General features: G+C 75.4%; 13 protein-coding genes. 4 read left to right on the top strand and 9 right to left on the bottom strand.

Annotation, left to right across the window (positions count from 1 at the left end):
* The first annotated feature begins 40 nt into the window (after positions 1 to 40).
* From ABZ449_RS37050 to ABZ449_RS37040, 3 genes are all read left to right on the top strand, one after another.
* Positions 41 to 1501 (top strand): NDP-hexose 2,3-dehydratase family protein, encoded by a 1461-nt coding sequence (locus ABZ449_RS37050; protein ID WP_360355056.1) that lies wholly within the window; start codon positions 41 to 43, stop codon positions 1499 to 1501.
* A 107-nt stretch (positions 1502 to 1608) separates the two neighbouring features.
* Positions 1609 to 2379: an alpha/beta fold hydrolase gene (locus ABZ449_RS37045; RefSeq protein WP_360355053.1), complete on the top strand. Its 771-nt coding sequence runs from the start codon at positions 1609 to 1611 to the stop codon at positions 2377 to 2379.
* 23 nt (positions 2380 to 2402) lie between these two features.
* Positions 2403 to 3926 carry an FAD-binding oxidoreductase gene (locus ABZ449_RS37040; protein WP_360355051.1) on the top strand — a complete coding sequence of 508 codons (1524 nt, stop codon included), beginning with the start codon at positions 2403 to 2405 and terminating at the stop codon, positions 3924 to 3926.
* A 162-nt stretch (positions 3927 to 4088) separates the two neighbouring features.
* Here ABZ449_RS37040 and ABZ449_RS37035 read toward each other — a convergent pair whose 3' ends face one another.
* Together ABZ449_RS37035 and ABZ449_RS37030 are read right to left on the bottom strand one after the other, a co-directional pair.
* Positions 4089 to 5360 (bottom strand): nucleotide disphospho-sugar-binding domain-containing protein, encoded by a 1272-nt coding sequence (locus ABZ449_RS37035; RefSeq protein WP_360355049.1) that lies wholly within the window; start codon positions 5358 to 5360, stop codon positions 4089 to 4091.
* A 110-nt stretch (positions 5361 to 5470) separates the two neighbouring features.
* Positions 5471 to 6670: a nucleotide disphospho-sugar-binding domain-containing protein gene (locus ABZ449_RS37030; RefSeq protein WP_360355046.1), complete on the bottom strand. Its 1200-nt coding sequence runs from the start codon at positions 6668 to 6670 to the stop codon at positions 5471 to 5473.
* Between the two features lie 177 nt (positions 6671 to 6847).
* Between ABZ449_RS37030 and ABZ449_RS37025 the strand changes: the two genes are divergently transcribed.
* Positions 6848 to 7447, top strand: coding sequence for a TetR family transcriptional regulator (locus ABZ449_RS37025; RefSeq protein WP_360355043.1), 600 nt, complete (start codon positions 6848 to 6850; stop codon positions 7445 to 7447).
* A 67-nt stretch (positions 7448 to 7514) separates the two neighbouring features.
* Here ABZ449_RS37025 and ABZ449_RS37020 read toward each other — a convergent pair whose 3' ends face one another.
* From ABZ449_RS37020 to ABZ449_RS36990, 7 genes are all read right to left on the bottom strand, one after another.
* On the bottom strand, positions 7515 to 9377 hold the full coding sequence (locus tag ABZ449_RS37020) for a 2-oxo acid dehydrogenase subunit E2 (RefSeq protein WP_360355041.1): 1863 nt from the start codon (positions 9375 to 9377) through the stop codon (positions 7515 to 7517).
* Positions 9374 to 9601 (bottom strand): acyl carrier protein, encoded by a 228-nt coding sequence (locus ABZ449_RS37015; protein ID WP_360355038.1) that lies wholly within the window; start codon positions 9599 to 9601, stop codon positions 9374 to 9376. The genes ABZ449_RS37020 and ABZ449_RS37015 overlap by 4 nt, the downstream gene beginning before the upstream one ends.
* Positions 9598 to 11505, bottom strand: coding sequence for an HAD-IIIC family phosphatase (locus ABZ449_RS37010; protein ID WP_360355036.1), 1908 nt, complete (start codon positions 11503 to 11505; stop codon positions 9598 to 9600). The genes ABZ449_RS37015 and ABZ449_RS37010 overlap by 4 nt, the downstream gene beginning before the upstream one ends.
* Complete coding sequence (locus ABZ449_RS37005; RefSeq protein WP_360355034.1) at positions 11502 to 12530, bottom strand: 3-oxoacyl-ACP synthase III family protein; 1029 nt, start codon at positions 12528 to 12530, stop codon at positions 11502 to 11504. The genes ABZ449_RS37010 and ABZ449_RS37005 overlap by 4 nt, the downstream gene beginning before the upstream one ends.
* Before the next feature lie 101 nt (positions 12531 to 12631).
* Positions 12632 to 14113 (bottom strand): FAD-dependent monooxygenase, encoded by a 1482-nt coding sequence (locus ABZ449_RS37000; RefSeq protein ID WP_360355032.1) that lies wholly within the window; start codon positions 14111 to 14113, stop codon positions 12632 to 12634.
* A gap of 19 nt (positions 14114 to 14132) precedes the next feature.
* Complete coding sequence (locus ABZ449_RS36995) at positions 14133 to 18965, bottom strand: type I polyketide synthase (RefSeq protein ID WP_360355029.1); 4833 nt, start codon at positions 18963 to 18965, stop codon at positions 14133 to 14135.
* Positions 18962 to 19803: phosphopantetheine-binding protein (locus tag ABZ449_RS36990; protein WP_360355027.1), on the bottom strand; the 842-nt coding region annotated here is incomplete at its 5' end. The genes ABZ449_RS36995 and ABZ449_RS36990, both read right to left, overlap by 4 nt.

Here is a 19803-nt window from a genome sequence, read left to right as displayed (position 1 = left end):
CGGGACGGTATGCGCCGGTGCTTCTGCAGAGGGGTGAATAATGAGCGAAATTCCCAGTCGGCCGTCCGCGTCGGCCGAGGTCCTGTCCGACGGCCCGCGCGTCACGCGGTCGGGGCTGGTCACCGAAGGCGTACTGACGACGAACGAGGAGTTCGCGGCCTGGCTCGACGACCGCGAGACCAACGACCGGATGACGGTCGAACAGGTCCCGCTGGCGGAGCTGAAGGGCTGGCACTTCACCGAGGGCAAGGCCTCGCTGGTCCACGACAGCGGGAAGTTCTTCAGCATTCAGGGGGCGGACGTCACCGCGGCCGGGCCCAACCCGCGGGCCTGGCAGCAGCCGATCATCCACCAGCCCGAGGTCGGCATACTCGGTCTGCTGGCCAAGGAGTTCGGGGGCGTCCTGCACTTCCTGGTGCAGGCCAAGATCGAGCCGGGCAACCGCAGGCAGCTCCAGCTGTCGCCGACCGTGCAGGCCACCCGGAGCAACTACACCAAGGTGCACGGCGGGGCGTCCATCCCGTACCTGGACCACTTCCTGCAGGCGGGCCGGGGCAGGGTGCTCGCCGATGTGCTCCAGTCCGAGCAGGGCGCCTGGTTCCTGGGCAAGCGCAACCGCAACATGGTGGTGGAGACCACCGACGAGGTCGAGGTCCGGGACTCCTTCCGCTGGCTGACGTACGGTCAGATCCGGCGGTTGCTGGCCGTGCCGAACCTGGTCAACATGGACTCCCGGACGGTGCTCGCCTGCCTGCCGATCGCCCCGTACGGGCCGCCGGACGGTTCGGGCGGCCCGTCGGCGGACGCGCCCGACCCGGAGTTCGCCGCCGACCTGTGGCACTCCCTGCAGGCCGCCGACACCGACGGCCTGCACACCGACGCCGAGATCTCCGGCTGGCTCAACGACGTGCGCGTCGACACCGACCTCTCCGTCGAGACGGTCGAACTGACCGGGCTGCGGGAGTGGCAGGTGTCGGACGGCGACATCGTGCACCGGCAGGACAGGCACTTCCGCGTCGTCGGCGTCTCGGTGCGCGGTCAGCGCGAGGTGGACGCGTGGCACCAGCCGCTGCTGGCCCCCGTCGACGTCGGCGTCGTCGCCTTCCTGACCCGCCGGATCGACGGGGTGCTGCACGTCCTGATGCGCGCGGCGGTGGAGCCCGGCTTCCTGGACGTGGTGGAGCTCGGCCCCACCGTCCAGTGCAGCCCCGCCACGTACGCGGACGCTCCGCCGGAGCGCCGGCCCCGCTTCTACGACTACGTGGTCGGTGCGACCGACGGCATCCGCTACGACGTCCTGCTCTCCGAGGAGGGTGGCCGCTTCCACCACGCCGAGTGCCGCTACATGATCGTCGACTGCGACGACCTGCCGGAGGCGATGGAGCCCCACCCCGACTTCCGCTGGATGACGGTCCGTCAACTGCTGACCTGGGTGCAGCACCGCAACTGCGTCAACGTCCAGGCGCGCAGCTTGCTCGCCTGCATCAACTCGCTTTGGTAGTAAGGTCGTACGATCATTTCGGTGGTGCCGGAGGGGAACGCCGGGCACTGCGCGGTCCGGTGGACGAGAGGGCCGCTGAGCGGCCGGAGAGACAGGAGGGGGAACCGATGACGACGGTCCCGGAGGCGGGCGACCGCTGGTTCCGGCGGTACGTCCCGGAGGCCCGGGAGGCGCCGGTGCGGCTGGTCTGCCTGCCCCACGCGGGCGGTGCGGCCAGCTACTTCTTCCCGTTCGCCCAGGCGGTCGGGGAGCGCGTGGACGTCCTGGCGACGCAGTACCCCGGCCGCCAGGACCGCCGGCAGGAGCCCTGCATCGACGACGTCGGCGCGCTCGCCGACGCCGCGTTCGCCGCGCTGCGCCCGTTCCTCGACCGGCCGGTGGCGCTGTTCGGCCACAGCATGGGCGCCACCCTCGGGTTCGAGCTGGCGCGCCGGATCGAGGCCGCCCCGGGGGCGACCCTGGTGCGGCTGTTCGCCTCCGGGCGCCGGGCGCCCTCGCGGGCGGGCGGCGAGCTGGTGCACACCTTCGAGGACGACCGCCTCCTCGCCGAGGTGGCCCGGCTCAGCGGCACCGACACCCGCGTCCTGGCCGACGACGAGCTGATGCGCGCGGCGCTGCCGGCGATCCGGGCCGACTACAAGGCCGCCGAGTCCTACCGGCTCGTCGGAGAGGCGGCGTTGGACTGCCCCATCACCGCCCTCGCCGGCGACGCCGACCCCAAGACCTCGCCGGACGACGTCCGCGCCTGGGAACGGCACACGACGGGCGGCTTCGACCTGCACGTCTACCCGGGCGGCCACTTCTTCCCGGCCGAGCACCGGCAGCGGATCGTGGACCTGATCACCGAGCAGCTGGCCGCGCACACGGCCCGGCGCTGAACGACGACGAAGGAGGAGCACGCGTGCCCACCCGTAGAACACTGCTCAAGGGCGGCGCGGTCGCACTGGCCGCGGCGGGCCTCGGCTCGATGGGCGCCGGTCCGGCCAGCCTGGCGGCGACGACCGAGTGGAGCCGGCTGGCGAGCCGGCTGCACGGCCGCCTGGTCCGGCCGCAGGACCCCGACTACGCGCTCGCCAAGCAACTGAACTTCATGGCGTTCGACACCGTGAACCCGGCCGGCATCGCCTACTGCGCGGACGTCGCCGACGTCCGGACCTGCCTGTCCTTCGCCCACCACCACGGCATACCGGCCGTCCCCCGCAGCGGGGGGCACAGCTACGGCGGTTACTCGACCACCACCGGCCTGATCATCGACGTGTCGCAGCTCAACGGCATCCGGATCGGCCCGCAGAACGCCGTCCTGGGCCCCGGCGCCCAACTGGTGGACGTCGTCGACACGGCCTCCGCCAACGGCGTGGCGCTCGCGGGCGGGATCTGCCCGACCGTGGCCATGGGCGGGTACCTGCAGGGCGGCGGCATCGGCTGGCAGACCCGGGCGCTCGGCCTCGGCGCCGACTCACTGGTGTCGGCGCAGGTCGTGCTCGCCGACGGGGCCGTGGTGACCGCCTCCGAGCAGGAGCAGCCCGAGCTGTTCTGGGCGCTGCGCGGCGGCGGTGGCGGCAACTTCGGCATCGTCACCCGCTACGAGCGCCGCCACACCACCATCCCGCGGATGGTCAACTACACGCTCGCCTGGCCCTGGGACAGCGCCGCGCAGGTGCTGGACGGCTGGCAGCGCTGGCTGGCCGACTCGGCGCCCCGCGAGATCGGCGCCCGCTGCCTGCTCGGCCTGCTCGACGCCTCCCCGGGCGCCGCGCCGTTCCTGCTCACCGACGGCACCTTCATCGGCTCGCCCGAGGAGCTCACGCCGCACCTGAACGCGCTGGCCGCGGCGATCGGCCAGACGCCGCCCTACCGGAACGTGCAGGACCTGGGCTTCCGCGGCGGCATGATGTCCTGGTTCAAGTGCTCCACCAGCTCGGTCGCCCAGTGCCACCGGGTCGGCGACAACCCGCAGGCGAACCTGCCCCGCAGCGGCTTCACCCTGAGCCGGTCGCGGCTGTTCCGGGACGACCTGCCGGCCACCGGGGTTTCCGAGCTGCTCGCGGCCTTCGAGGCCGACCGCCGGGCCGGCCACGCCCGGATGGTGCACGTCTTCGCCCTGGGCGGCGCCGCCGCCGACATCGGCCGGACCGCGACCGCCTACGTCCACCGCGACGCCCGGTTCTCGGTGGACTGGGCGACCGTGGTGGCGCCCGACAAGGCCACCGCCGAGGAGCAGGCGGCCGCCCGGTCGTGGATCGACAACGGCTTCGCCGTCACGGACCGGTACTCCGCGCACGAGACCTACCAGAACTACATCGACCCCGCGCTGCCGGACTGGCGGCAGTCGTACTACGCCGAGAACTATCCGCGGCTGGTCACCGCGAAGCACGCCTACGACCCGCACGGGTTCTTCTCCTTCGAGCAGGGCGTCGGCGCCTGACGTTCCGTCGGCCGCCGGACCCGGACGAGGGGCCCGGCACCGGTCCCCTCCTCCGGGGTTCCGGTGCCGGGCCCCTCGGTCGTACCGGGTGTCCGGGGTCCGGGTGCGGCCGCGCGGCCCCGCGCGTGCGGGCCGCCCGGGGTGACCGGGCGGCCCGTACGGTCAGACCAGCGCTTCGAGGGACCGGACGATCCCGGCCGGCGTCGGGGCGCTCATGATCTCCTCGCGCACCTTCCGGGCCGAGGCCCGGAAGGAGTCCTCGGCGAGCAGCCGGCCGACCGCGGCCCCGATCTCCGCCGGGCCCGCCTCGGTCGGGTCCAGCGTGATGCTCGCCCCGCCGGCCGCGAAGTTGGCGGCGTTGAACGGGTTGTCGGCCGTCTGCGGCATCATCACCTGCGGCAGGCCGTGCAGGGCCGCCGTGAGCAGCGAACTCGTCCCGCCCTGGTTGACGATGGCGGCGCAGCTCGGGAGGAACAGGTGCAGGGGCACGTTCTCGGCGATCCGGGCGTTGGCGGGCAGCGGCCCGATCTTGGCCCGGTCGCCGGCGCTGATCGCCAGCGTGACCTCCACGTCCAGGTCCGCGAGCCCGGCCACCACCTGCGGCAGGACGAACGCCTCGTCGCCGGCCAGCGCGGACGTGGAGGTGCCCCAGGTGACGCAGATCCGGGGGCGCTCGGGGCGGTCGAGCGCCCAGTCCGGAGCGGCCGCCGCGCCGTTGTAGGGGACGAACCGCATCGGCAGCCGCCCGGGGATGCCCGGCAGCTGGAGGCTGGTGGGCCACGGGTCGACGGTGCGGACCGGGTAGTCGTTGCGGATCTCCGCCCCGTACCGGTCGAACAGTTCGGGGAGCCCGGTGGGCCAGTACGGGCGGACCTCGTCGCCGGCGCCGGGCAGGCCCTGCAGCGGCTGGCTGATCACCCGCATGACGTCCGGCCCCCAGGTCTGGCGGACCAGCGGGATCCCGAGGGCCGCGGCGACCAGCGGCGCGGCGAACACCATCGTGTCGGCCACCACCAGGTCCGGCCGCCAGCGCTCGGCGAAGCGCAGCAGGTCGGGCGCCATCCGGACGGCGGCCTCGACGAGCGGGGCCATGCTGGCGTCGCGGAGCGCCGCCAGCCGGGCGGCCTCGGGATCGCCGGGGGCGGCCGCGCCCTCGTGCGGGCCGTCCGGGGCGGCCAGCCGGGTCCGGTCCCAGTCCTTCGCCGGTGCCTCGATCACCCGGTGGCCGCCGCGCGAGCGGATCACCCCGTCCATCAGCGCGTAGCCGTGCCCGACCTCGACGGCGGGCAGGCCGACGCCGGTGACGGCCGGGGTGAGGTCCGGCAGGGCGGCGACCCGCACCTCGTGGCCGGCGGCCCGGAAGGCCCAGGCCAGCGGGACCATGTGGAACAGCGGTGTGGTCGTCGCGGCGACCGGAAGGAAGAGGATGCGCAAGATGCCCTCCTGGGGCGTCACGGACGCCACGGGCGCGGCGTCACCGGGCGGGGAGCTGCGGTGCGGCCGCGGTCCGCCCGATGGGCGGACCGCGGCCCGGTGTCCCTCCGTCAGGCGGCGACCAGGGCCTCGATGGAGGAGACCACCGAAGCGGGCGACGGCATGGCGGCGATCTCGTCGCGGATCCGGTCGGCCGACGTCCGGACCGCGTCGTCGGTCAGGACGGTCGTCACCGCGGCGGTGATGGTCCCGGCGGTGAGGTCGGCCGGCTCCAGCAGGACGGAAGCGCCGCTCGCGGTGAAGCTGATGGCGTTGGTCGGCGCCTCGGAGATCTCCGGCACCAGCACCTGCGGGACCCCGGCGGCGGCGGCCGTGAGCACCGAGCCGGTGCCGCCCTGGTTGACGATGGCGTCGCAGCTGGGCATCAGCAGGTTGAGCGGCAGGTTCTCGACGACCCGCACGTTGTCCGGCAGGTCCTGGAGGCTCTTCCGGTCGATGCTGCTGACCGCGACCACGAGTTCGGCGTCGAGCCCGGCGAGCGCGTCGACGACGCGCGGGAGCAGGGTGCTGCGGCCGCCGACTGCGCTGGTGGTCGTCCCCCAGGTGACGCAGACCCGGGGCCGCCCGGTGCGCCTGAGGATCCAGTCCGGCTGCGCGCCCGCGCCGTTGAAGGCCACGTAGCGGCGGGGCAGCGGCTTGGCAGCCCCGAAGGTGCGCAGGCTGGCCGGCCAGGGGTCGACGGTCTGCGTGATGTAGTCGTTGCGGACCTCCGCCCCGTACCGGTCGAACAGCTCGACCAGGCCGGGGTGCCACTGCTCGCGCTCGGCGCCGGTGTTGGGCTGCCCCTGCAGGGGGTGGCCGTAGATGATGTCGGGGCCCCAGATGTTCCGGATGATCGGGATGCCGAGGACGGCGCTGACCAGCGGTGCGGCGAACAGCGTCGGGTCGGTGACCAGGAGGTCGGGCCGCCACTCCTCGGCGAACCGCAGCAGGTCGGGTGCCAGCCGCCGGTTCAGCTCGATCAGCGGGCCGGACCGCCGCTGCCCCATCGCGCGCCGTTCCTCCTCGGTCAGCACCATCAGGGCGGCCGCGGTGATCCGGTGGCTCTCGGGCATGGCCGCCATGCTGCCCAGGAAGTCGTAGTCGTCGCCCACCTCGACCGGGGTCAGCCCGGCGCTGAGGGTCGACTTGGTGAGGGAGGCCTGCGAGGCGACCCGCACCTCGTGCCCGGCGGCGCGGAAGGCCCACGCCAGCGACACCTGGTGGTAGAGGTGGCTCCCGACGGGGAGCGGGGTGAACAGGACGCGCATGGTGGACTCCCGGGGGTCTGTGCGGCCGGACGGGCCCAGTCCATCCGACCCGACTAAAGAGGCCCTGAAGCGTGTGCGGCCGCGGGCCCGGGCCGGGGCCGGCGGTCCTTGCCGACTCGGCAATTCCCTGCGGTGTCCGAACTTGCCCGGCCGGAACCCGCGTGCGACGCTGGGGCCGTGACGCCAACGGTTCGGGACAGGAAGGTGGCCGCGGTCCGCCGCGCGCTCAGCGAGGTCTCGCTCGGCCTGGCGGTCGAGCGGGGCTGGGAGAACGTCCGGGTCGAGGACATCGCGGCCAGGGCCGGCATGTCCACCCGCTCGTTCGGCAACTACTTCCGCAGCAAGAACGAGGCCCTGTACGCGGTGGACCTCGACCGGTCGGCGGCGATCCGCGAGCACCTGCGGGAGCGGCCGGCCGACGAACCGCTGCTCGAGGCGGTCGTCAACGCCATGCTCGCCGCCTTCCTGGCGGGCGACAACGTGGACCGTGACCTCGTCACCAAGGTGCGGCTGGCCGTCGCGACCTCGCCGCTGGGCGGCGAGTACCTCAAGGCGCACGCCGCCCGGGAGAACGCCCTGGCCGCCGGGATCGCCGAGCGGCTCGGCGTCGACCTGCAGGCCGACGTCTACCCGCGGCTGCTGGCCACCGTGGTGGTCAACGCGGTCAGGGTCGCGATCGAGTTCTGGGTCGACAACCCGCAGGACGTCCCGCTGTCGGAGGCGATCCGGTCCACCCTGGAACGGATCGCCCCCGCGCTCCCCGCGCCCCCCGGGTAGCGGCGCCGACCGCTGGACCCCGGCCGCGCGGGCCGGGCCGGCCCGTCCGACGGCCGGCCCGGAGCCGTCAGCCCGCCGCGCCGCCGCGCAGCCGGGCCAGCCGGTAGAGCAGGTCGATGGCCAGCGCCGTGGGGACGTTCCCGCCGCGGATCCCCAGCAGCGACCGGATCAGCCACAGCTGCGTCTCCACGGAGTGCGCGGGCGCGCCGTGCACGTCGTCGTGGACCAGGCTCCGGAAGTCCCGCACATGGGTGCGGAGCAGGGACACGTCCGAGCGCGGGATGATCTCGTCGCGCGCGCAGGCGACGTAGCGGACCGGGACGTCCAGCGCGGCGAGCTGCTCGGGCCGCAGCGCCCACTCCCGCAGCTCCTCCAGCGCCGCGTCGGGCTTGCGGTCCATCAGGTGCGCCAGGGTGTCCACGGTGATCCGCGGCAGGGCGGCCTGCCACTCCCGGTCGGTGAAGAAGCCGCTGACCGGAGCCCCGGCCGTCAGCACCGCCCTGATCCGGCGGTCGTCCAGCGCGGCGCGCAGCGCCAGGTGGCCGCTGAAGCTCAGCGCCAGCGTGTACGAGTCGGCCACGTCGGCCCGGTCGGCCACGTGGTCGAGCAGTCCGGGCAGCATCCGCCAGGCGTCCCGGTCGTAGGGCAGGGTGTTCTCGCCGACGCCGGGCATCTCGGTGACGATGCCGGCCATGCCCAGGCGCCGGATCGCGGCCAGCGTGGGCCCCCACTGCTCCTTGACGGTGACGATGCCGCCGCTGACGATCAGCAGCGGACGCCGGACGCCGTCGGACATCCCCGTCGCCCAGGCGGCGACCCGACCGTTCGGCAGCTCCACCTCCAGCCGCTCGATGTCCGGGTCGCCGCGCCGCCACTCGTCGAAGGTCCGCACCGTCTCGTCCAGCGCCCGCCGGCGCGCGGCCCCGTCCACGAACGGGAACCGGGCCATCGAGTAGTGCCGGCACGCGTCCAGCAGCTTCCCGTCCAGCTCCAGCCGCTTCGCCGAGCGGGTCCACTCGGCGGCCCAGGAGCCCTCGCCGTCCGCGTCGTCGCGGATCCGGGCCAGCACCTCCTCGTGGCCCGCGACCTTCTGCCCCCGCGTGTGTGCCAGCACGAACTGCTTCAGTTCGCCGACGTCGTTGGTGCCGCCGCGCCGGGCCGGCGCGTCCTCGAACTCCTCGAGCAGGCGCTTGAGGTCGGTCAGCAGGTCGGCGGCCTCCGCGCCGTCGATGACCCGGTGGTCGAAGGTGAGGTTCAGCCGCATCACGGGCGCCACCGTGACCGCGCCGTCGCGCACCACCGGCCGGTCGGCGATCCGTCCGAGGCCGATCGTGACCGTGGTCCCGCCGACCGAGTGGAACCCGTCCACCGCGCGGTGGGACAGCGAGGTCACCGCGACGGTGCCGATGGCGGCGGCCCGGCCGCGCAGCGGGCGGACCCGCGAGCGGTACGCCGCCTCGCCGAGCACCCAGGGGAGGCGGCGCAGCAGCCGGGCGCCGGCGAACTCCGGCAGCCCGTCGGCGTCGCCGCCGGTGTAGTGGTCGACCTGCCGCTGGATCTCCTCCAGGCCCGCCGTCTGGAGGTCGGGGACGATCGCCGACAGCACCACCCGCTGCCCGTTCGTGGTGTGGTCGATCGTGAACTTGCCGTTCACCGAGGCGAACCGGGCCACCTTGGGCCGCCGCACCCGGCCGCCGATCGCGGCGTTGGCCTCGGGGTGGGCCGCGAGCGCGCGCCCCGCGGCGAACAGCACGTAGCTCAGCCACGACGACCGGCGGCCCTCGGCGAGCGCGGCGGCCCGGAGCGCCCCGACCCGGGTCATGTCGACCTCGGTGTCGAGGTGCACGGGCGCGAACGACCGGATCTCCCGGAGGAAGTACAGGGTGGGGCGCCGTTCCCTGGCGACCGGCCCGACCGGCCCGGCCGTCATGCGCCCACCGCCACGCGGTGGATCCCCCGCAGGCTGTCCGCGGCCAGGACGTCCGGCAGCGAGACCGGCCGCCCGGTCTCCCGCTCCAGGGCGGTGAGCAGGGTCAGCAGGTGCACCGAGTCCCAGCCCGGGAGCCCGTCGAGCGGCAGGTCGGCGTCCTCGGGCCCGAGCGGCAGCCCGATCTCGTCGCGGACCAGCACCATGAAATCCTCAATGGTCGTCAACGGCTCTCCTCCTGGGATTCGGTGAACTCGATGTGCGCGGGCGACGCCGGGACGCGGGCCAGGTCGTGGCGGTAGACCGCACCGCCGCCGGGCGCCTCCCCGACCCGGGTGAAGCCGTGCTCCGGGTAGAAGTCCCGCGCTCCGGCGTTCTTCGGGCCGGGCCGGAACACGGCCTCCACCGCGTGCGCCCCGGCGGCCTTCGCGTCCGCCAGGACGGCGCTCAGGCAGGCCGTCTCGATGCCCCGGGAGAACACCCGGCAGCTGAGGACGAAGTTGTCGATGTGGACGACCCCGGCCTCGGCCCGGGTGAGCACCACGCCGACCATGCCGTTGTCGCCGAACCGGTCCGCGGAGCGGATGGCGAGCACCCGGCTCCCGGGGCCGTCCGCGGCCGCCCGCACCTCGGGCGGCTGGAGCCGCCGGCCGGTCATGTTGAACTGGTTGGTGCGCAGCGTGAGTTGGGAGGCGCGGGCGACCTCGGCCGCCGTCACGGGCGCGAGCCGCACCCGGACCCCGAGCCCGCTCAGGTAGTCGGCGACGGAGTCGAACGAGGCCAGGAAGCCCTGCCGGTCCAGTTCCTCCCGGTAGCGGGCGGACCGGGCGCGGTCGTCCGCGTTCAGCTCGCGGGTGTCGAACCAGCCGTCGGACAGCAGGCGTTCGATGTGCAGGGCGGGCTCCTCGGCCAGTCGGACGACCGCGACGTCGGGCAGCGCGTGCCGGACCATCCCGCACTCGAAGGCGCTGTCGTCGACGAAGACGAAGGAGTCCACGCCGATGTTGAGGGCCTGCGCCAGCTCGGCGAGGTTCTCCGGCTTCGGCCGCCAGTTCGCGGTGACCCGGACGAAGTCGTCCGGCCGCAGGACCATGCCCGGGTGGTCGCGCAGCGCCGCGGCGACCGGCTCGGGATCGTTCTTGCTCGCCACCGCCAGCAGGACGCCCTGCGAGCCGAGCTGCCGCACCACCCGCTGGAACGCGGCGAACGCCTCCCCCCGGGGGCTCTCGCCCAGCTCGACGCCCTCCGCGCCGTCGTCCCCCAGGATCCCGCCCCACAGCGTCCCGTCCAGGTCGCACACCAGCGCCTTGCGGGTCCGCCCGGTGAGGTGCCGGGCCAGGTGCCCGACCTCGCGGGCGTACCGGGCCAGCAGGGCCGGCGACAGGCCGACCCCGGCGTAGCGGCCCAGCCGTGCGTCCTCCGCGGGGATCCCCTCGGCGATCAGCGGATCGAGGTCCAGGGTGACGACCGACGGGAACTCCTCGCCCAGCGCGAGCAGCCGGGCGTTGGCCGTGCGCCAGGCCGCGCCCAGCCGGGCCCGGGAGCGGTAGTCGACCAGCTGCGCGGTGAAGCGCCGCGGCAGCGGCAGCGTGTTGAGCACCAGCGTGCCGGAGCCCCGGCGGTCGAACGCGGCCGCGAGGTCCCGCACCAGCGCGACCTTCGCGTCCAGGGCCCGCTCGACGTCCGCGGCCGTCCACGGGAGCGGCACCTCGTCGAAGACCACGTCCGGGTCGAGCACGCACAGCACGACGTCCGGGCGCGCCGCGTACAGCTCGCTGCCGGGGTCGCCGAGGTCGAAGACCCAGCCGTCGAAGCCGGACAGGTGCGTCCGTGCCAGCAGGCCGTGGCGGGCCAGCTCGGCGGTCAACGGGGGGACCAGGGTGCCCAGCGTGCGGTGGCCGGTGACCGCGATCCCGACCACCGGGGCGGACGGGTGCGCGCGCAGCACCTCGTCGGGGTCGAGCCGGGCCAGCACCTGGCCCGCCCTGGCCAGTTCGGCGCCCGGCAGGTCCGCGAGCAGTCCGCGGACCCGCGGGTAGTCGGTGGCGAGCCGGCCGGCCGCGTGCAGCTCGGCCACCGCGCGGGCCGAGGGGGCGGCGGGCGGCGGCGAGGCGGCGGGGGTGGCGGTCACCGTTCCACCCGCTCCAGCGCGAACCCGGCCTTGATCCACTTGCTCGACTCGATCGCGACCCCGACCGCCCGGTCGCCGGCGATCATGCGCGGCAGCAGCCGTTCCAGCTGGAAGAACGGCAGCGCGTTGCCGGTGTTCCCGGTCTCGCGGATGCAGCTGACCTCCCGGGCGTCCGGCAGGTCCAGCCGGGCATGGATCTCCGCGGTCATCCGGCCGGACAGCTGCGGCGGCAGGATGTAGTCCAACTCGTCGCGTTCCCAGTCGAGTTCCTTGAGCACCTCGTCGAGGGTGGCGACCGCCAGCGGGGGAACCGAATCGCGGACCGCCTGGTAGTCCTCGACCGCCGCGGGCCGGTCCAGGTGCCGGTCCGCCGCGCCGAACCAGTCCAGGGTCTGTCCCGGCGGCCGGTTCCGGCCCACGCACCGCACCTGGGTCCAGCGCAGGGCGACCGGCTCCGCCGACGGCTCCGTGCTCAGCACGGCCGCCCCGGCGCCGTCCCCGAACAGCACACCGTTGACCTGTTCCTCGGGCGGCAGCGCGCTGACGTCCAGGGTGAGGTCGAAGTGCTTGGCGCAGGAGTCGGCGCCGATCACCAGCGCGGTGCGGAAGCTCCCCGAGCCCAGCATGTGCCGGGCCACGTCGAGGGCCTGCACCGCGCCCGCGCACCCCGACTGGAGCTGGTAGCCGGGCACCCCGTCGATGCCCAGCCGGTCGGCGACCACGTTGACCGTGGCCGGCATCAGCATGTCCGGCGAGGACGTGCCCATGACGACGAGGTCGACCTCGGCCGCCGTGATCCCCGCGGCCGTCAGCGCGCGCTGCGCCGCGGTCACCGCGAGATCGGCCAGGGAGAAGCGGACCTCGCCGGAGTCCAGGTCCACCGAGTAGTGCCGGAGGGGGGTGCCGATGAAGGTGTCGACCCACTGCTCCCAGATCCGGGGCAGCCCGAACCGTCGGGCCAGGGCCGGGATGTCCACCGGCGCACCGGGCAGCACCGTCCCGGCGGAGTGCACGTACACGTCCATGTTCGTCCTTTCGCCTGCCATCGTCATGCTGTGCCGTCGCGCTTAATCGGCCCTAAGGGCCGGCGGGCGCCCGCCCTGTTCGGGGAGCCCGTCGGTCCTCCTCAACGGGCCGCGGGCTCCCCGAACAGGGCGGTGAGGGCGGCGGCGAGGCCCGTGGGGGACCCGCCCGCCCGCAGCGTCCAGGAGACCCGGCCGTCCGGCCTCAGCAGGACCGCCTCGGCGTCCACACCGGGCAGCGGCTTGGCCGTGACGAGGTCCACCAGGCCCTCCCGGCCCGCGAGTTCGCCCTCCAGGCCGCTTCCGTCGCCGTCCTCGCGGAGGTCGAGCAGCACCGCGTGGCCGGCCTCCCAGGCCGAGGCCAGCGCCGGCACGGCCCGGGCGGCCGCCGACACTCCCGGCAGTCGGCGGCCGAGCAGCGGATCGGCGTCCGGGTCGGCCTGGCCCAGGGGATAGCGGGTGTCGGTGCCGCCGACCATGGTGACCAGGTGCGCGTTGACGTCCGGGAACCGGACGAGCTCGGCGAAGACCTCCCGCAACGGTGTCAGCGGGTGCAGCAGCGCCGCCTGCGCACGGGTCGTCAGGCAGGCCCGTGCCCCCACCGGGTGCCGTTCCTCGTGGTAGCTGTCGAGCAGGCCGGCCGGTGCCCGGCCGGCGAGGTCCGCCGCCAGCTTCCAGCCCAGGTTCACCGCGTCGTCCAGGCCGGTGCTGAGCGCCTGCCCGCCGAGCGGGAAGTGCTGGTGCGCGGCGTCCCCCGCGAGGAACACCCGCCCGGCGCGGTACCGCTCGGCGAGCCGGGTCGCGTTGGACCAGCGGGCCGACCAGAGCGGCGGTCCGTCGGTGAACGCGATGCCCGCGAGGCGGCTCACCGCGCCCTGGACCTCCGCCGCCCCCGGAGCGTCGTCCCCGGCGGGCGGCTCCGCGCCGAACTCGGCCGTCAGCACCCGGACGGTGTCCGGACCCAGCGGGCTGACCGCCAGCAGCCCCGCCGGGTACTCGCGGGCGCCCAGGTGGTGGCGCAGGACGCTGTCCTGCGCCGGCCGGAAGTCGGCGACCGTGCCGTGGAAGGGCTCCTCGTCGCCCGGGAACGCGATGCCCGCCGCCCGGCGCACCACGCTGTCCACCCCGTCGCAGCCGACCAGGTGGCGGCTGCGCAGGGTCCCTTCGCCCGTCGGGCCTTCGAACCGGACGTCGACCAGGTGCTCGTCCTGCTCGACGCCGACCACCCGGTGCCCGAACCGCAGGTCCGCCCCCAGGGCCCGGGCCCGCTCCACCAGGTGGTGGACCAGCCGGCCGTGCGGCAGGGAGAAGTTGTACGGGTACCGGTCGGCGAGTGCGGACGGATCCAGCCAGATGTGCGCGAAGTGGGCCATCGGGAACTCGAAGCCGTCCGGACGGCAGGCCTCCATCAGCCCGCGCATCTCCAGGAGTTCGATGACTCCGGGGTTGACGGCCACGCCCGGCGCGTGGGCCTCGGGGCCGGGACGGCCGTCGAGGACGACGACCTCCGCGCCGGCCAGCCGCAGCTCGCACGCGAGCATGAGCCCGACCGGTCCGGCGCCGGCGATGACGATGTCGTGGTGCATGGAGGTGTCCCCCAGGGTTCTAGCGGGCCGGGTACACGGACGCGGCGAGCTTGGCGGGTGTCGGGTGGTCGAAGACCTGTTGCGGTGTCACATCCAGTCCGGCGGCGCGCATCTGGGCGCTCAGGTCGAGGGCGGCGAGGGACGACAGGCCCAGGGCGGGCAGGTCGGCGTCCGGGTCGACCCCCTCGGCGGCGTCGATGCCCAGGACCTCCGCCGCCTTGGCGCGGACCAGGTCCAGCACGATCGCGGCGCGTTCTGCGGGGTCCGCGGCGGCGAGCCGGGCCGACAGCGCCGGATCCACGGCCGGGGCCGGCGACCCGGCGGAACCCGGCTCGGCCGCGGCCGCGAAGCCGGGCAGGCCGGCGAAGAGCGGGTCGGACCCGGGCCAGGGCCCGGCCCCCGGGTCCGGGTCGGCCACCGTCACGTCCCCGGTACCGGGCTGACCGGCGAAGCCGAGCGCCCCGACGGCGAGGGCCGCCGGCAGCGGCCGGAGGCCGACCGGGGAGGCGGGGTGCGCGCTGTCGGCGGGAACGCCGTCGGTGCCCGGGGCGAGCGGTCCGAACACGAGGGACAGCGCACGCCCCCCGCGCTCCCGCCGCTGCCGGGCCACCGCCGCCAGGGCGGCGTGCACCGGGGCCGGCCCGTCCTCCCCGGGGGCGGCGAGCGCTCCCGGCCCCGAGGAGCAGACCACGAACGCCGCCAGGTCGAGGTGCGCGGTGGCGTCGTCGACCGCGCGCGCGGCGTCGACCGCCGCCGCCGGGGACGCGCCGCCGGCGTGGGCGAGGTGCACCACGGCCGTCGGCGACCACTGCGCGACCACCCGGGCGAGCGCCTCGCGGTCGCCGGCCGGGCAGTGCGCCACCGTCACCTCGGCGCCCGACTCCTCGGCGCCCGACCCCTCGGCCGAGCGGGCGAGGCCGGACGGTCCGGCGGCGCCGGCCGCCGCTGGGTCCGCCGGGCCGGCCAGGACCAGCCGGGTGGCGCCGTGTTCGGCGAGCCAGCGGAGCGCGTGGCCGCCGAGCACCGGATCGTCCCCGGTGACCAGGACCGTTCCCGTCGGCCACCGGGGGAGCTCGGGACCGTCCTCGGGCGGGGCGGTCCGGGCCAGCCGCTCGGCGAGGAGCCCGGGGCCGCGCAGGGCGAGGCGCGGGTCCGCGGGCGGAGCGGAGAGCAGGGCGGCCAGCCGCCGCGCGGACGGGTCGTCCCCGCCTTCGTCCGGGCGGTCGGGCGCGTCCGGGGCCCGTGGTGCGGGCCGCGCGGGCGGCACCTCCAGGTCGAGCAGGCCGATCGCGCGGTGCGGGTGCTCGCCGACGAGGACCTCGCCGAGGCCCCGGACGGCGGCGTGCTCGGGCGAGACCGGCGGGTCGAGCCGGCCGGCCGTGACCGCGCCGCTGGTCAGCACCCACAGCGGACCGTCCACCCCGGCCCGGTCCAGCGCTTGTGGCAGGGCGGCGGTCAGCGCCAGGCCCCGACCGGGCTCCGGTGCGAAGGCGAGCAGTGACACGACCGCCCGGGGCGTCCCCGCCGGGCCTGCGGCGTCGACCGGTGCGCCGCCGACCAGTGCGGCGCCGACCAGTGCGGCGAGACCGTCGGCGTTCCGGTCGTCCCCGTCGTTCCGGTCGTCCCCGTCGTCCCCGAACGAGGCGGGCACCACGAGGCGGTCGGCGGCGTCGCCGAGCGCGGCGGCCAGCCGGGCCGCGGGGCCGTCGTCGGCCGGTCCGTCGGGCACCAGCAGGAGCAGCCTCCGGGCCTCCGTCGCCGGGCCCGCCGCCACGGGCTGCCAGACCGTCCGGTGGTGCCACCCGGCGCGCCGCCGGTGGACGGCCAGCAGGGGCAGGACCTCGGCCAACGAGGCGAGTTGGACGTCCGACAGCCGCAGGGACCGGCCGAGCGACGCGGCGTCCTGCGCGTCGACGGCCGCCCAGAACCGGGACTCCAGGGACCGCTGCCCCGGCCCGGAGCCGGCCCCGGCCGGATCGGCGTCGGGGTGGAGCCAGTAGCTCCGGCGCTGGAACGGATAGGTCGGCAGCGGGACGCGCACGGCCCCCGTGCCGGCGAAGTGGGCCGCCCAGTCGACCGGGCGGCCCGTCGAGTGGACCGCGGCCAGCGCCGTCAGCGCGGTCTGCGGCTCGGGCCGCCGGGCACTCAGCACGGGCACCAGCGTGGGCGTCCGTCCGTCCGCCGGCCCGCCGTCCGTCGCTCCGGTGTCCGCCGGCCCGCCGTCGCCCCGGTCGCCCCGGTCGCGCAGGCACTCGCGCGCCAGCGCGGTCAGCACCGCGTCCGGCCCGAGCTCGACGAAGCAGGTCACCCCGGCCGCGCGCAGCGTGCGGATGCCGTCGGCGAACCGGACGGGCTGCCGGGCGTGCTCCAGCCAGTAGTCGGGGGAGCGCAGTCGGGCCGGGTCGGCCGGTCCGCCGGTGACGTTGGAGACGATCGGGACGGTCGGCTCGGCGAACGTCACCCGGGCCAGGGCCTCCCCGAACTCGGCCAGGACGGCGTCCATGTGCGGGGAGTGGAAGGCGTGGCTGACCTCGAGCCGCCGCACCCGTCGGCCCTCGGCGCGCCAGTGCGCGGCGAGTTCCAGGACGGCGTCCTCGTCGCCCGACAGCACCGTCGCCGTCGGCCCGTTGACGGCCGCCACCGACACCTGGGCCTCGCGGCCGGCCAGGCCGGCCAGCACCTCCTCCTCCGCCGCCTCGACGGCGAGCATCGCGCCGTCCGGCCGGGCCCGCTGCATGGCGCGCGCCCGTGCGACGACCAGCCCGGCCGCGTCGGACAGGTCGAGCATCCCGGCCGCGTGCGCCGCGGTCAGCTCGCCGACCGAGTGGCCCATCAGGTGGTCGGGCCGCAGCCCCCAGTGGCCGAGCAGCCGGAACAGCGCCGTCTCCACGACGAAGATCGCCGGCTGCGCGTACTGCGTCCGGTGCAGCAACGCGGCGTCCGGGTGGTCCTCGGCGCCGAACAGCAGGGGACGCAACGGGCGGTCGAGGTGACGGTCCAGCTCGGCGCACACCTCGTCCAGGGCGCTTGCGAACACCGGGTGGGCGGCGGCCAGGGCCCGTCCCATCCCGGCGCGCTGGCTGCCCTGGCCGGTGAACAGGAAGGCGAGCCCGCCCGATCCCGTCCCGGGGCGGCCCACCACCACGTTGCCGGGCAGCGGGCCGCCCCCGGCCAGTGCGGCCAGGCCGCGGGTCAGATCGGTGCGGTCCGTGCCGACGACCACCGCGCGGTGCGCCATGGCGGTGCGGGTGGTGGCGAGCGAGAACGCCACGTCCACGGGGCGCGGCGCCGGGTCGGCGGCGAGCCGGGCGGCCAGGTCGCGGGCGGCGTCGCGCAGCGCCGGGCCGTTCCGGGCCGACAGCACCAGCGGGACGGGCCGCGCCGCCGCGCCGTCCGCCGTGGTGCCGTCCACCGGGACGCCCTTCATCGGAGCGTCGTCCGGCGCCTCCTCCAGCACGACGTGCGCGTTGGTGCCGCTGACCCCGAAGGAGGAGACGGCGGCGCGGTGCGGCCCGTCCCCGCGCGGCCAGGGGCGGGCCTCGGCCAGCAGGGCGACGCCGCCGGCCGTCCAGTCCACGTGGGGGCTCGGCTCGGCGGCGTGCAGGGTCCTGGGCAGCACCCCGTGGCGCATGGCCTGCACCATCTTGATGACCCCGGCGACGCCGGCCGCGCCCTGGGTGTGGCCGATGTTGGACTTGATCGAGCCGAGCCACAGCGGCCGGTCGTCGGGCCGGTCCTGGCCGTAGGTGGCGAGCAGGGCCTGGGCCTCGATCGGGTCGCCCAGGACGGTGCCGGTGCCGTGCCCCTCCACCACGTCCACCTCCGAGGTCCCGAGCCGCGCGTCGGCGAGGGCCTGACGGATCACCCGCTGCTGGGCGGGGCCGTTCGGAGCCGTCAGCCCGTTGGAGGCGCCGTCCTGGTTCACCGCCGAACCACGCACCACGGCGAGCACCGGGTGGCCGTTGCGGCGGGCGTCGGAGAGCCGCTCCAGCAGCAGCAGGCCGACGCCCTCGCCCCAGCCGGTGCCGTCCGCCCCGGCCGCGAACGACTTGCAGCGGCCGTCCGGGGACAGGCCGCGCTGGCGGCTGAAGTCCACGAAGACGCCGGGGGTCGCCATCACGGTCACCCCGCCCGCCAGCGCCAGCTCGCAGTCGCCGTCGCGCAGCGCACGGGCGGCCAGGTGCAGGGCGACCAGCGAGGAGGAGCACGCCGTGTCCACGGTGACGGCCGGGCCCTCCAGCCCGAGGGTGTACGCGATCCGTCCGGACGCCACGCTGCTCGCGCTCCCGGTCCCGAGGAAACCCTCGAAGCCCTCCGGCGTCCGCTCCATCAGGCGGGCGGCGTAGTCGTCGTACAGGACGCCGGCGAAGACGCCGGTCCGGCTGCCGCGCAGGGAGGCCGGGTCGATGCCGGCGTTCTCCAGCGTCTCCCAGGCGGTTTCGAGGAGGAGGCGTTGCTGCGGGTCGACGGCCATCGCCTCGCGGGGGCTGATCCCGAAGAACTCGGGGTCGAAGTCGGCGGCGTCGTAGAGGAATCCGCCCTCCTGGGTGTAGCAGGTGCCGGCCTTCTCCGGGTCCGGGTGGTAGAGGGCGTCGAGGTCCCAGCCGCGGTCGCGCGGGAAGGACGAGACCGCGTCCACCTCGTCCGCCACCAGTCGCCACAGGTCCTCGGGGGAGCGGACGCCGCCGGGGTACCGGCAGCCCATCGCCACGATGGCGATCGGCTCGCGCCGGGCGGCCTCGACCTCGGCGAGCCGGCGCCGGGTGTCCTGGAGTTCCGCGGTCGTCCACCTGAGGTAGTCGACGACCTTCTGTTCCTTCGCCGCGTCCATCCGGTCGGGTCCTCCGGTCATCGGTCCTCCAGCCCTGACAGTCCGAGCTCCTGGTCGAGGACGTCGAAGAGCTCGCTGTCGGTCACCGACGCGAGATCGTCGTCCTCCGCGGCTGCCGCCGCCGTCCCCCGCGTCCCGGTGACCCGCAGCAGCAGGGCCTGCAGCCGGGCGCCGAGCCGTTCCCGGCCGGCCTCGTCCAGGTCCGTGGCGGCCACGGCCGACTCCAGACGCTCCAGTTCCGCCTGCACCGGCGCCTGCCGGCCCGCGCCGCCGTCGAACTGTCCGCCGAGGAAGCTCGCGATGGCCGCCGTGCTGGGGTGGTCGAAGACCAGCGTGGTCGGCAGCCGCAGGCCCGTCGCGGCGGACAGCTGGTTGCGCAGGCTGACGGCGGTGAGCGAGTCGAAGCCCAGCTCCTTGAGCGCCGAGTCCGGATCGATGCCGCCGGCCGACTCGTGGCCCAGGACCGCCGCGACGTGGGTGCGCACCAGGTCGAGCAGGACCTGGGCCCGCTTGTTCCCGTCCAGGCCGCTGAGGCGTTCGGCCAGCGAGGGGCCGCCGGACGCGGCCGACTGCCGGACCGGCGTGGGGACCAGCCGTTCGAAGAGCGGCGGGAGCGTGCCGTTGCGCGCTCGTTTGCGGAGGGTGGTTCGGTCGGTTCCGGTGAGGAGGAGGTGGGGGTGGGGGGTGGTGAGGGTGGTGTCGAAGAGGGTGAGTGCGGTGGGGGTGGTGAGGGGGGTGAGTCCGTTGGTGGTGAGGCGTTGGTGGTCGGTGGTGGTGAGGGTGTTGGTGAGGGTGCTGGTGTCGTTCCAGAGTCCCCAGGCGAGGCTGGTGGCGGGGAGTCCTTGGGTGTGGCGGTGGT

It is taken from the genome of Kitasatospora sp. NPDC005856 (genome assembly GCF_040629945.1).
GTDB lineage: Bacteria > Actinomycetota > Actinomycetes > Streptomycetales > Streptomycetaceae > Kitasatospora.
The sequence above is the reverse complement of the archived record's forward strand: the minus strand, read 5'-3'. Positions and strand labels throughout refer to the sequence as shown.

Excerpts from the sequence above, each read along its gene's own strand:
- ABZ449_RS37050 (WP_360355056.1), top strand. The coding sequence starts at position 41 with ATGAGCGAAATTCCCAGTCGGCCGTCCGCGTCGGCCGAGGTCCTGTCC.
- ABZ449_RS37045 (WP_360355053.1), top strand. The coding sequence starts at position 1,609 with ATGACGACGGTCCCGGAGGCGGGCGACCGCTGGTTCCGGCGGTACGTC.
- ABZ449_RS37030 (WP_360355046.1), bottom strand. The coding sequence starts at position 6,670 with ATGCGCGTCCTGTTCACCCCGCTCCCCGTCGGGAGCCACCTCTACCAC.
- ABZ449_RS37020 (WP_360355041.1), bottom strand. The coding sequence starts at position 9,377 with ATGACGGCCGGGCCGGTCGGGCCGGTCGCCAGGGAACGGCGCCCCACC.
- ABZ449_RS37005 (WP_360355034.1), bottom strand. The coding sequence starts at position 12,530 with ATGGACGTGTACGTGCACTCCGCCGGGACGGTGCTGCCCGGTGCGCCG.
- ABZ449_RS37000 (WP_360355032.1), bottom strand. The coding sequence starts at position 14,113 with ATGCACCACGACATCGTCATCGCCGGCGCCGGACCGGTCGGGCTCATG.
- ABZ449_RS36995 (WP_360355029.1), bottom strand. The coding sequence starts at position 18,965 with ATGACCGGAGGACCCGACCGGATGGACGCGGCGAAGGAACAGAAGGTC.